This is a genomic window from Marinobacter daepoensis DSM 16072 (genome assembly GCF_000421165.1).
Taxonomy (GTDB): domain Bacteria; phylum Pseudomonadota; class Gammaproteobacteria; order Pseudomonadales; family Oleiphilaceae; genus Marinobacter; species Marinobacter daepoensis.
On the sequence record NZ_ATWI01000008.1, the window covers coordinates 36,749 to 49,298 of the forward strand.

The following is a 12,550-nucleotide window of genomic DNA, read 5'->3' on the forward strand; positions in this document are numbered from 1 at the left end:
CTCATTTCAGTATAGTGCGCGCGGCCATGAAGGCCGCGTAACAACATATGGAGAGTTTGTTTTGAAGAAAGCGCTTATTGCATCAACACTCGTTCTGGCCGGTGCTATGTCCGGTTGTACTTCACTTAACGTGAGCTCCAGCTCCATGCCTGTGACTGCTCCTCTGCAGACAGACGTGAAGGCTGACGTTGAAGTAGGCGAGAAAATTTCCGGCACGGCTTCCGTTACCAAGATTCTGTTCTTCACCATCGGCGGTGACAAGCAGTTCTCTGACGGTGTTTCTTACGGCGGATCTGCCGGCGGTGGCCTGCCTTTTGGCGACCCGGTTGGTAAAGCCAAGTCTGCCGCTGCGTACAAGGCTATTGAGTCCTCTGGCGCTGACATCATTGTAGCTCCGCGTTACACCGTTGAGACCGAAGACTTCGTTGTGTTCGGTACCATCAACGTAACCGTTGAAGGCTACAAAGGCACCATCAAAAGCATCAAGTAAGCTTTTGTGAGCCTGTCAAAAAAGCCGGATGGCAACGCGCCCTCCGGCTTTTTTGTTATCTGGCAACTCAGCCGCCAAGATAGGCTTCTCTGACCTCAGGGTTTGCCAGCAGGTTCTTGCCGGTATCGTGCAGGCGAATACGGCCGGTCTCCAGAACGTAGCCCCGGTCTGCCAGGCTCAGAGCCTGATGAGCGTTTTGCTCTACCAGGAACACCGTAATTCCTTCCTCTCGCAACTGGCCAATAATCTCGAAGATCTGCTGAATGATAATGGGCGCCAGTCCCAGTGAAGGCTCATCCAGAATGATCATTCTGGGTTTGCTCATCAGGGCGCGGCCGATGGCGAGCATTTGCTGCTCCCCGCCTGACATGGTGCCTGCGCGTTGATGTTCACGTTCTTTCAGTCTTGGGAACAGCTCGTACACGTGATCCTGGCTTTTGCGGATTTCCGGTTTGGTGTTGAAGAAACCGCCCATGTGCAGGTTCTCCTCTACCGTCAGTCCGGGAAACACCCGGCGTCCTTCCGGCACGATGGCGATGCCGGATCGCATGATGTTGGAGGTGGCTTCATTGGTGATGTCCCGCCCCTCCAGAATGACCCGGCCAGAACTGGCCTTCGGGCTGCCGCAAACGGTCATCAGCAGGGTGGTTTTGCCGGCGCCGTTGGCGCCGATCAGAGAAACGATTTCACCTTTGTTCACTTCCACCGAAACGCCGTGCAGGGCCTCGATCTTGCCATAGTGGGTATGTACGTCTTCCAGTGCCAGCATGGTGTCTCCTCAGGCCTCGCCCAGATAAGCTTTGATCACATCGTCGTTCTGGCGAACTTCGTCCGGCGTTCCCGATGCCAGTGGGCGCCCCTGATTGATCACGGTGATCCGGTCGGAAATATCCATAACCAGGCTCATGTCGTGTTCGATCAGCAGAACAGAGACGTTGTAGTCTTCTTTCAGGCTGACAATTAGTTGATTGAGGTCCTTGGTTTCGGCTGGGTTCAAGCCTGCCGCGGGCTCATCCAGCATCAGCAGTTTCGGTTCTGTCACCATGCAGCGTGCGATCTCCAGCCGACGCTGTTGTCCGTATGCCAGGTTCCCGGCTTCCCGGTTAGCAAGCTCCAGAAGGCCGACCCGGTCGAGCCAGTAGGAAGCCCGGTCCAGAGACTTGCGTTCCCGTTCACGGAAGTCGGGGGTCTTGATCAGACCGGAGAGCAGGTTCGTATTGAGGTGGCGGTGTTGTGCTACCAGAAGGTTCTCCACCACGCTCATTTGCCCGAACAGGCGAACATGCTGAAAGGTACGGACCATACCGAGCCGTGAGATCTTGTAGTCGGGCTTGCCCTGAACTTCTCCGCCTTCGAACAAAATTTTTCCGCCCGTGGGCTTATAGAACCCGCTGATGCAGTTGAAGACGGTGGTTTTACCGGCCCCGTTGGGGCCGATGATGGAAACAATCTCATGTTCCTGCACATCCAGGCTGACCTGGTCGACTGCCAGCAGGCCGCCGAAGCGCATGGACAGATTCTGTACATCCAGCATGCCTGTCACTCCTGCTTTTTGAGTTCAATGTGTACACGGCGCATGGGCATCAGGCCTTGCGGGCGCCATACCATCATCAGCACCATGGCGGCACCGAACACCAGCATGCGGTAATCGGAGAACTCGCGGGCCAGTTCCGGCAAGATGGTCACGGCGATGGCGGCCAGTACCACGCCTAACTGCGAGCCCATCCCGCCGAGAACCACGATGGCCAGAATGATGGCGGATTCCAGGAACACGAAAGACTCGGGGCTGATAAAGCCCTGCTTGGAGGCAAACACGGTACCGGCAAAGCCGGCAAAGAAGGCGCCAATAGTGAAGGCGGAGAGTTTGACCGCCGTTCGGCTGAGCCCCAGTGAGCGGGCAGCTATCTCATCTTCGCGAAGTGCCTCCCACGCACGGCCAACGGGCATGCGCATGAAGCGGCGAATGATCAGCGCGGTAATGATGGCCAGCACCAGGGCGATCAGATAGAGAAAAATGACTTTGTGCTCGCCGCTGTAGGCAATACCAAAGGTTTCGTGGAACGAGGTGTTGCCCTCTTCGCGAACCCGGCGCCCGAATTCCATGCCGAACAGGGTCGGGTCGGGAATGCCGCCGATTCCATTGGGACCGCCGGTCAGAGCGGTCCAGTTGTTGAGCAGAATCCGGATGATTTCCCCGAAGCCCAGCGTCACAATGGCCAGATAATCACCCCGGAGTCGCAGCACTGGAAATCCCAGTACCAGACCGAACAGAGCGGCCAGACAGGCGCCGAGAGGCAATGCCATCCAGAAGGAAAAACCGGCGTACTGTGAGAGCAGGGCAAAGGTATAGGCGCCGACGGCGTAAAAGGCCACATAGCCCAGGTCCAGCAGGCCAGCCAGGCCGACAACCACATTCAGCCCCAGAGCCAGCATGATGTAGATCAGTACAAGCGTTGCCAGGTCAACCGACCCTCGGGAGACGAAGAACGGCCAGAACAACGCGAGTACCACGATGCCGGTGAGGACCCAGGATTCGATTCTGGCCCGCTTGTTCTCTGCCATCGGCTCTTTTCGGGGTTGCGGGAGGGGATTCGGGAGGCTTCGCAGGGCGCTCATGATCCGGTCCCGGAATAACTGGAACAGGAACACGATAACGGCGGCCAGCAGGACCATCCCAATGGTGCTGGTTGTAGCGCCGGTCAGTGTGATGTTGATGCCCTGAATTTCCAGGTTAAAACCGATGATCGGGTACGAAATGATCAGGGTGACAAGGGCACAGAAGAGGGCGTGTTTCAGGTTGTTGGCAGCCATCAGATCTTCTCAACCTCCGGTTTGCCCAGCAGTCCGGTGGGTTTGAACAGCAGGATCAGAATAAGCAGGCTGAACGACACGACGTCTTTGTATTCTCCGCTCAGATAACCCGAGGTCATGCTCTCGGCGACGCCCAGAATGAGGCCGCCCAGCATGGCGCCGGGAATACTTCCGATTCCGCCAAGTACGGCGGCGGTAAACGCTTTGAGGCCGGCGATGAAGCCAAAAAGTGGATCTACAGAACCGTAGTACATCCCCAGAAGCAGGCCTGCCACCGCGGCCAGAGAGGCTCCGATAACAAACGTGGCTGATATGATGCGGTTGGTGTCGATTCCCAGCAGGTTTGCCATGCCCAGATCCTGGGAGACCGCCCGGCAGGCCCGTCCAATCCGCGATCTGGAGATAAACAGGGACAGCGCTGTCATGCAGATCAGGGTGGTGATGAAAATGGTGATCTGAATGTACGAAATGGACATCGGGAAGGTGTCTTCAGACCCGAACTGGAAGCCACCCTCAATCAGCGCCGGAAAGCCGATGTTTCGAGAGCCTTGTGCCAGGTGAACGTAGTTTTGAAGGAAAATGGACATCCCGATGGCGGATATCAGGGGGATCAGGCGATGTCGCCCACGTACCGGCCGATAGGCAACCCGTTCGACGGCCCAGCCCATCGAACTGGAAACCAGAACGGCGCAGATCAGCGCGACAATCAGGACCAGGGGGAGCCAGGTAATGCCAAGCGTTGCCAGCCCGGTGATGGCGATCAGAGCGGTGTACGCGCCGATCATATAGACTTCACCATGGGCAAAGTTAATCATGCCGATGATGCCGTAAACCATGGTGTAACCAATGGCGATCAGGGCGTAGGTGCTCCCGATCGTCAGCCCGTTAATGAGCTGTTGGAAAAAATACAGGAGATCTTGCATGTTTGTGGAACTCCGAAAGCCTGCTCCCTCGCCTGCGTGCAACTGTCCGGTGTCGCCGGGATGGTTGCCATCAGGGTCTGCAGGAGGCCAGAAAAACACCTTCTCCCGGATCGCGGTGAGAAGGTGTTCTCGTTGTTACCGTTACCTAACGAGGTTGGCTCAGTTAACCGGAGTCTTGCTGCCGTCCGAGTGCCATTCGTACACCACAAACTCGAACGACGTCATGTCGCCGGCCTGATCGTACTGGACAGTCCCGATGGGCGTCTGGAAGCTGCCGGAACGAAGGGTCTGGGCAACGTCATACGGGTCTTTGGAATCGGCCTGTGCGATGCCTTCAGCAATCAGCTGAACGGCGGCGTAGGAGGTCAGTACGAAGGGCCCGGAAGGGTCCTCACCTTTGGCGTCAAAGGCGGCAATCAGTTCTTTGTTCTCTTCTTTCTGGTCGAAACTCGGGGGCAGAGTAACCAGCAGGCCTTCAGCGGCTTCGCCGGCAATGGTGTTGATGTCTTTGTTGCCAACCCCTTCAGGCCCCATGAACTTTGCGTCGACATCGGACTGGCGCGCCTGACGCAGGATCAGGCCCAGCTCGGGGTGATAGCCTCCGAAATAGACGTAGTCCACGTCGGCCTGTTTGATTTTGGTGACAAGCGAGGAGAAGTCCTTGTCACCGGCGGTAATGCCTTCAAACATGGCAATTTCAATGCCGCTGTCCTTCAGGGTGTCGCGCACGGCGGTGGCAATGCCTTCACCATACTGCTGTTTGTCGTGAACAATCGCTACACGCTCTGGTTTCTGGCTGGCAATGTAGCTGCCGGCCACCGGGCCTTGCATGCTGTCCAGGCCGATGGTGCGGAATACCAGTTCATAGCCCCGGTTAGTAATCTCCGGGCTGGTGGAGGCCGGAGTGATCATCAGAATGCCTTCATCTTCGTAGATGTCTGAGGCGGGTTGGGTGGAGCTGGAGCACAGATGCCCCACGACATAGCGGACTCCCTCATTCACCAGTCGGTTGGCGACGGTCACGGCCTGCTTCGGGTCACACACATCATCGACCTCGACGGCGACGACCTCTTCTCCGTTCACGCCGCCAGCCGCATTGATGCGCTCAATGGCCATGTGGGCGCCGGAGAATTGCATGTCTCCGTACTGTGCAACGGGGCCGGTCATTGGGCCGGCGATACCAATCTTGATTTCAGCGGCGGCCTGGCCGGCAGCCAACAGGGCAACGGACGCGCCAACAGCGGTAGCGAGCTTTGTTATGGAGGTTTTCATCGTGTTTTTCCTGTCTGTGTCAGGGTTATTCTTATGTTCTCAGAGACTTAAACAAACACCACAGTCTGTTGCTTGTCAAGCGAATCAGGCCACGAAGTATGCTCTGGAACACGGCGCAACTAAAAGACAGTCTTTAGCAAGCGCCGTGCCGTTCTGAGCCTGTTCACGCATCCGTGCTGTCATCGTTTGTCTGAAAGACAACGTTCCTGAAACTTTCATGATCGTGCAGATGTTCGAAGCTGGGGTCAACCGACGCGTCATCCCGGTAGGCTTCAGCAATGTCGATGGCTTTTTCCAAGTCTCTGACGGCGTCTTCCCAGCGCCCGATCTCGGCGTAGGCGCACGCGAGCTGGTAGTGCGCATGGCCGTTGTCCGGGGCCAGCTTGAGCGCGCGCTGGCAAAGGCTGATTGCCCAAAGTGGCTCCTGCATTTCGAGGACAGCGTCGGCCTTGTAGCTGAGAGCTTCGACATCATCCGGTCGTAAGTCGAGAATCTGGTCGTAGGCGGCAATCTTGTTCTGCTGGGAGGTTTCCTGGCTTGCCTTCAGCCAGAGCGCGTGCACCTCGTTGGTGCGCTCGATTTCAGCCTGATTCTGGTGGATGATTTCGGACTTCTGTTGCAGCTGCTCCTCAATGGCTTTGAGGCGCTGTTCATACACCACCACCAGTTCATTTACGCGTTTCTCTGCCAGGCTGGTCAGCTGATTTCGCATGTCCCGGATGGAGTTCCAGCCGATCACCACGAGGATGGAGGTGGCACCGGCAATCAGATAGAAAAAGTACGTCACGGTATCCGTGGCATAAGACATGGTTTTGTCCGCCACCGACAATTCTTTATCTACCACTTTCTCGATCAGTTCAGCTCGTGTATTTTGCATTTCTTGCCGCAAGGCCTTGGTCTCTTCCAGCAGATACAGTTCCACGAACGGTGTATACATGGGTTTCTCGAGGGTCTTGGTGCTTTCCTCCAGATCTTCCGCGGTCAGTTCTTCGTCGGGGCCGAGTTGCTGCTGGGCTTGTACGTGGACTGTGAAAGCAAGGGCGAGGGCGAACGCGAGGTAATTCCTGATCATTAACCGGGGTCCGTTTGTCAGTGAATGAGAGCGAGAGCCTGACCTTAGCATAGTGCCCGGCAGAAATATTGCTGCAGCAAGGCCGCCTGATTGTCCGTGCGACTGGATCACCTCCTAGGTAAAACTGCCCACTTGCATTTCAGGATATAAAGACCTCTAATAATTAGTGGTATAAATATTGGTCTTTGATCTCTTCCGGGGGGCGGAGTTGAACAGTTACGAGCAGGTGTTGGTGGCATTGCGCCGGGTCATCCGGGCGACGGATCTTCATTCCAAACGACTCAGCAAACATGCTGGTTTGACAGGCCCGCAGCTGTTGATCATGCGTACCATCCGGGATCTTGGGGAAGTCACCATTGGAACCATTGCTGAGAATGTGAGCCTGAGTCAGGCCACGGTGACCACGATTCTGGATCGGCTGGAACACCGCAAGCTGGTATACCGGGTTCGCAGTACCCGGGACAAGCGGAAAGTACACGCCCATCTTACAGAAGAAGGTGCGGAGCTTCTGGCGCGTGCCCCGAACCCGCTTCAGGAAGATTTTATCCAGAAATTCCAGAGTCTGGCCGAGTGGGAGCAGACGATGATTCTGGCTTCGTTGCAACGGGTAGCCCATATGATGGATGCGGACGACATTGATGCGTCTCCGGTCCTCACCGTAGGCTCTGTGCTGAAAGATGATGGCTGGAAAGAAAAGGGTTGACGGGGAAGGGCGAGGCGAGTTTTCAGAGGCACCCGGGCTGGGTGCCTCTTTGGTTTCAGAGATTAGTGAACGCTTGAGCCCCGCTTGGGTTTGTTGCCAAAGCAAACCTGAAACACGTCGTTATAGTGTTTGGCAAAGTTCACGGAAATCCCCTCTTTCAGGTAATTCGGAAGTTCTTCATAGTCCCCCCGGTTCGCTTCTGGCAGGATCAGATTGCTGATCTTTTGTCGGCGGGCGGCGATGACCTTCTCCCGGATGCCTCCAACAGGAAGTACCTGGCCGGTGAGAGTCAGCTCCCCCGTCATCGCCAGATTCTGCTGTGGCGCTTCCTTGCGGGCGATGGAGAGCAGGGCCGTTGCCATGGTTATGCCGGCACTCGGTCCGTCTTTGGGGGTTGCGCCTTCCGGGACGTGCAAGTGTACAAAAGACTTGTCGAAGAAGGCCGGGTCACCCTTGAATCGTTTCAGGTTGGACGATACAAAACTGTACGCGATCTCTGCGGACTCTTTCATTACGTCCCCGAGCTGCCCGGTTAGTCGGAACCCGCGCTGGCTGCTGTGAATGCGTGACGCTTCAATGCTGAGCGTTGCTCCACCCATCGCGGTCCAGGCAAGTCCGGTAACGACGCCGATGCCTTTCAGGGATTTCTCCTTCCTGAAGGCCGGCTGCCCCAGGTAGTTTGGCAGGTCGCTGACGCCGACCCGAACTGGCTCGCCGGGATGTTCCAGCAGTCTGACAATGCCTTTGCGAATGATTTTATGCAGCAGTTTTTCCAGGTTGCGGACGCCGGCTTCTCTGGCATACCCCTCGATCACCTGGCGTAGGGCGGCGTCGGTGATGTTCAGCTGTTTTTTCAGCAGACCGGCCCGCTTGAGCAGGCGGGGAACCAGGTGGTGTTTGGCGATTGCCAGTTTTTCCTCGCCGATGTAACCAGACAGGCGAATCACATCCATTCGGTCCAGAAGTGGTCTGGGGATGGTGTCCAGCTGGTTGGCCGTGCAGATAAAAAGCACTTTTGACAGATCCATCCGGACATCCAGATAGTGATCCAGAAACTCGCGGTTCTGCTCAGGGTCCAGAGTTTCCAGCAAAGCTGAGGCGGGGTCGCCCTGATACGAAGTGCCGATCTTGTCGATCTCATCCAGCATGATGACCGGGTTGGCCACTTTGCTGTCTTTCAGGGCCTGCACGAACTTCCCGGGCATGGCTCCAATGTAGGTTCGGCGGTGGCCTTTGATTTCGGCTTCGTCGCGCATGCCGCCGACGCTGAAACGATAGAACTCACGCCCCAGTGCATCGGCGACAGAGCGGCCGATGGATGTTTTGCCGACGCCCGGTGGGCCGACCAGCAAGAGTATGGAACCACTCACTTCGCCTTTGAACGAGCCTTCGGCCAGGAATTCGATGATGCGGTCTTTCACGTCATCCAGCCCGTCGTGATCACGATCCAGAATGGTTCTGGCCTGTGCCAGGTCGAAGTGATCCTCGGAATGCACGCCCCAGGGAACCTGGGTAATCCAGTCCAGGTAATTGCGGGTGACGCCATACTCTGGCGAGCCCTGTTCAAGAATCTGCAGCTTTTGGACTTCATCCCTGAAGCGCTCCAGAACGGCTTCCGGCGGGTTGAGTTTCGCCATGCGCTCCTCAAACCGCTCCACGTCGGCGGTTTTGTCGTCTTTGGCGATGCCCAGTTCCCGTTGAATGACTTTCAGTTGTTCGCGCAGGAAAAACTCGCGCTGGTGTTTCTGAACCTTTTCGTTGACCTCGTCGTTGATCTCGGACTGCAGGCGAGCGACTTCCTGCTCCTTGCGCATCAGCAACAGAACCTTTTCCATGCGCCGGAGCAGGGGCACGGTGTCGAGTACATCCTGTAGTTCTGGCCCGGGAGCGCTGGTCATTGAGGCGCCAAAGTCGGCAAGGGGGGAGCTGTCGTCAGGGCCAAAGCGTGACAGGTATTGCTTCACCTCCTCGCCATAAAGCGGGTTGGTGCGTAACAGTTCCTTGATAGCGCTGATGATGGCCAGTGTGTAGGCCTTGAGTTCATCGGCGGGCTCTTCCGGCTCCTCCGGATACTCCACTTCGACCAGGTATGGGGGGCGACGACGCAGCCACTGGACGATTCTGAATCGTTGAAGGCCCTGGGCAATAAACTGGACCTTGCCGCTGTCATTCTGCGCATGGTGCACGCGCACGGCGCAGCCCACGCTCTCCAGGTCATCGCTGTCGGGAATACCGTCGTCGGCCTGCGGGTTCTCCACAAAGCAGATGCCGAGCATCCGGTGGTCGGTTTCGCCAACTCGTTTGAGGGTTTCCTGCCACGGGTCCTGATTCACCATCACAGGCTGAACCTGGGCCGGGAAAAATGGTCGGTTGGAAACGGGGAGAACGTATAGCCGTTGTGGTCTGGTCTGCTGGGGCAGCGCCAGGCTTTTGCTGTTTTCGTCTTTGCCGATGTACTCGGTCACGTCTTCTTCAAATTCTTCCAGGGAGTCCTTACGGTTCTCGTCATTCATGCCGGAGCGCTCTCAAGGAGTGAGTGTTTATGATCCTATGTAGCGGCAACTCTGCGTATTTCAAGCTGGCTTGATTTTTCCTGGGCCGGCTCCATATCTGCAGGTAATTTCATTCATTTGTTTCAGGTTCCCGACTCATGAGCAACTCGCCCTACGTTTTCGATGCCACTGCAGACAACTTTCAGCAGAAAGTGATGGATGCCTCAATGACGACGCCGATACTGGTGGATGTCTGGGCGGATTGGTGTGCCCCCTGCAAGCAGTTGATGCCGATTTTGGAGAAGCTGGCGGAGGAGTATCAGGGAAACTTTGAGCTGGCCAAGGTGAACGCCGACCAGCAGCAGGAGCTGACCGCTTCTTTGGGGGTTCGGAGTCTGCCCACGGTGATTCTGGTCAAGAAGGGTCAGGCGGTGGATGGTTTTAACGGAGCGCTGCCGGAAAGTGAGATTCGGCAGGTCCTGGATAAGCACGTGGAGGCTCCGGCGGAGGACCCGTATGAGAAGGCTCAGGCCTTGTGGGAGTCTGGAGATGTAGACAGTGCTCTGGTGATTCTCACCGAGTTGAATCAGAAAGACCCGGAAAATTTGGATGTGTTGATTGATCTGGCTCAGCTGAAAGCGGAACAAGGAGATCTTGAGACTGCAGAGCAGGTGCTTAACAGTCTGCCGCCGGAAGAAAAAATGCAGCATAAGGCCAAGCAACTGGCGGCCCGGGTCAAGTTTATGAAGCAGTCCGGTGAATTGCCGCCCATGGCGGAGCTTGAGGCCCGGTTGGCTGAAAACTCTCAGGACCCGGAGGCGCTTCATCAGCTGTCGCTTCATAAGGTGTTGAGGGATGAAAATGCCGAAGCCATGGAGTTGCTGCTCCGTTTAATGCAGGCGGATAGTACCTACAAGGAGGGGGTGGCCCGGACGACGCTGGTAGAACTGTTTGAAAAGCTGGGCAGTGGCAATCCAGATGTGCGCACATACCGACGCAAGCTGTACACGCTCATGCATTAATGGTTTCCGGAGCAGGAAAGGAGGGGGCGGCCGCTCCTTTCCTGTTGCAAAGGCGCGGTCTTAGCCGTTGCCTTTCTTCATCTGCTCGAATTCATCCTCGAAAAAGAATTTCTCTTCTCCCAGGGCGGGCTCCAGCTCGTGTAGCCAGGTAGCCGTTTCACTGTACTTGGCAAAGAACGGGCGCTGTACCCAGTCTGGGTTGCGACCTTGCAGGAAGCGCAACACGAACACTTTCTCGCCATTGATTTCGGTAATGCCCTGAATCTCCACTTTGCCGGGGCCTGCGCTCATGCTGGGGCCGCGGGCCGTGCGGGCCAGGCCGCTGACCTGCTTCATGGCTTCCCGGTAGATGTGGTAGGTCTCTGCCAGTGGGACCTCAAAGTAGTTCTTGGCGCCGGTATCCCGTTCCACAAACATGTAGTAGGGGATGATGCCGAGCTTCACTTCTCTCTTCCAGAGTCTGGCCCAGTCGTCGGCGTTGTCGTTCACGTGTTTGATCAGAGGCCCCTGGGCCCGGATCTCGGCTCCCGTTGCCCGAATGCGGCGGATGGCCTCTTCAGCGATATCGGTGGTGATTTCCTGCCAGTGATTGTAGTGGGCCATGATGGCTACGTGTTTGCCGCCCTCAACCAGCTTGGCAAACAGTTCGATCAGTTCATCTGCGTCTTTGTCGGTCACGAACCGGTACGGCCAGAAGGTCAGCGCCTTGGTTCCGATGCGGATGGTTTGGATATGATCGAACTCTGGCTGCAGCAGCGGTTCCAGGTACTGCACCAGGTTTTTGGTTTTCATTACCATCGGGTCGCCGCCGGTGACCAGCAGGTCGGTCACTTCGGTGTGCTCCTGCAGATAGCCGTGCAGTTTTTCGGCCTCGGTGCTGGCCATCTTCAGGTCTTTGTCGCCAACAAACTGCGCCCAGCGGAAGCAGAAGGTGCAATAGGAGTGGCAGGTCTGGCCCTGAGCCGGGAAGAACAGAACGGTTTCCCGGTACTTGTGCTGAATGCCGTCCAGAACTTCACCGTCCAGTTCCGGCATGTTCATTTCCATCTGCCCGGCAGGGTGCGGGTTCAGTGCGTCGCGGATTTCCTTGGCGACGGCCTGAATTTCTTTTTTGTCTGCGCCGTCCCGGTGAAGCTGGGCCATACGTTCGTAATGTTCGTCCTTGAGCATACCTTTCTGAGGGAAGACCAACTGGTAAATCGGATCGTTGGGGACTTTGTTCCAATCGATCAGTTCGTTGATCACATACTCATTGACCCGGAACGGCAATACGCTGGCCACCACCCTCATTTCAAACAGGGTTTCCTCAGGGAGAGTCTGGATTGCCTCAATTTTGTCGAGTTGGCGGTCGGTGAATACCTTGAACCGGCGTTCCTCGAATTCCTGTACCGGGATCTGGTTAGGAACGGTGACGATAGAGTTCATAGGTCGCCCTCTGTTGTAGGTCAAAGACAAAAGAGAGGACTGACCTCCCTTGCTGGTTAAAAAACGGGCGGCAAGTATACATAAAACGAAATTTGTTTTCAGGTCTAATTAATGAGTGGTGGTGGTTGGGGTTTTGTCTCATGAAATGGCCAATAAAATCAGGGTAAAAGCAGAGAAAAAGCATGAAGTTGGGTGGGCAGGAGGTTGTCGATGCTTAGTGTGTCAATGGAAATGGTGGTCCTCAGGAAGATCAGACCTTGGTCTGAGGTCGGTTGTTTGGTGAGCAAAATGGCGACATTATTACGTAAGTAATATAAACAAACGGCAAGATTCAGGCTTT

The 12,550-nt window shown here is 56.1% G+C and carries 11 protein-coding genes; 3 read left to right on the top strand and 8 right to left on the bottom strand.

The window, feature by feature from the left end; translation table 11 throughout:
• Positions 1 to 61 precede the first annotated feature (61 nt).
• Positions 62 to 490, top strand: a complete 429-nt coding sequence (locus K325_RS0100695) for a hypothetical protein (protein WP_029652326.1) — start codon at positions 62 to 64, stop codon at positions 488 to 490.
• Between the two features lie 67 nt (positions 491 to 557).
• Here K325_RS0100695 and K325_RS0100700 read toward each other — a convergent pair whose 3' ends face one another.
• From K325_RS0100700 to K325_RS0100725, 6 genes are all read right to left on the bottom strand, one after another.
• Entirely contained in the window at positions 558 to 1,259 is a 702-nt protein-coding gene (locus K325_RS0100700; RefSeq protein WP_029652327.1) for an ABC transporter ATP-binding protein, read from the bottom strand.
• A gap of 9 nt (positions 1,260 to 1,268) precedes the next feature.
• Entirely contained in the window at positions 1,269 to 2,024 is a 756-nt protein-coding gene (livG, locus tag K325_RS0100705) for a high-affinity branched-chain amino acid ABC transporter ATP-binding protein LivG (RefSeq protein WP_029652328.1), read from the bottom strand.
• 5 nt (positions 2,025 to 2,029) lie between these two features.
• Positions 2,030 to 3,301 (bottom strand): high-affinity branched-chain amino acid ABC transporter permease LivM, encoded by a 1,272-nt coding sequence (locus tag K325_RS0100710; protein ID WP_029652329.1) that lies wholly within the window; start codon positions 3,299 to 3,301, stop codon positions 2,030 to 2,032.
• Entirely contained in the window at positions 3,301 to 4,224 is a 924-nt protein-coding gene (gene livH, locus K325_RS0100715; RefSeq protein ID WP_029652330.1) for a high-affinity branched-chain amino acid ABC transporter permease LivH, read from the bottom strand. The genes K325_RS0100710 and livH overlap by 1 nt, the downstream gene beginning before the upstream one ends.
• 159 nt (positions 4,225 to 4,383) lie before the next feature.
• The gene (locus K325_RS0100720; protein WP_029652331.1) at positions 4,384 to 5,496 is read right to left on the bottom strand and encodes a branched-chain amino acid ABC transporter substrate-binding protein; all 1,113 of its coding nucleotides are present in this window, start codon (positions 5,494 to 5,496) and stop codon (positions 4,384 to 4,386) included.
• 163 nt (positions 5,497 to 5,659) lie between these two features.
• Positions 5,660 to 6,568 (bottom strand): tetratricopeptide repeat protein, encoded by a 909-nt coding sequence (locus tag K325_RS0100725; protein WP_029652332.1) that lies wholly within the window; start codon positions 6,566 to 6,568, stop codon positions 5,660 to 5,662.
• Between the two features lie 208 nt (positions 6,569 to 6,776).
• Here K325_RS0100725 and K325_RS0100730 point away from each other — a divergent pair, with 208 nt between their 5' ends.
• Positions 6,777 to 7,271: a MarR family winged helix-turn-helix transcriptional regulator gene (locus K325_RS0100730; RefSeq protein WP_029652333.1), complete on the top strand. Its 495-nt coding sequence runs from the start codon at positions 6,777 to 6,779 to the stop codon at positions 7,269 to 7,271.
• Positions 7,272 to 7,333: 62 nt separating this feature from the next.
• Here the strand turns inward: K325_RS0100730 and lon are convergent, their stop codons facing one another.
• The gene (gene lon / locus K325_RS0100735; RefSeq protein ID WP_029652334.1) at positions 7,334 to 9,784 is read right to left on the bottom strand and encodes an endopeptidase La; all 2,451 of its coding nucleotides are present in this window, start codon (positions 9,782 to 9,784) and stop codon (positions 7,334 to 7,336) included.
• 137 nt (positions 9,785 to 9,921) lie between these two features.
• Between lon and trxA the strand changes: the two genes are divergently transcribed.
• Positions 9,922 to 10,785, top strand: a complete 864-nt coding sequence (gene trxA / locus K325_RS0100740; RefSeq protein WP_029652335.1) for a thioredoxin — start codon at positions 9,922 to 9,924, stop codon at positions 10,783 to 10,785.
• A gap of 60 nt (positions 10,786 to 10,845) precedes the next feature.
• Here the strand turns inward: trxA and K325_RS0100745 are convergent, their stop codons facing one another.
• Positions 10,846 to 12,210: a KamA family radical SAM protein gene (locus K325_RS0100745; protein WP_029652336.1), complete on the bottom strand. Its 1,365-nt coding sequence runs from the start codon at positions 12,208 to 12,210 to the stop codon at positions 10,846 to 10,848.
• Positions 12,211 to 12,550 lie beyond the last annotated feature (340 nt).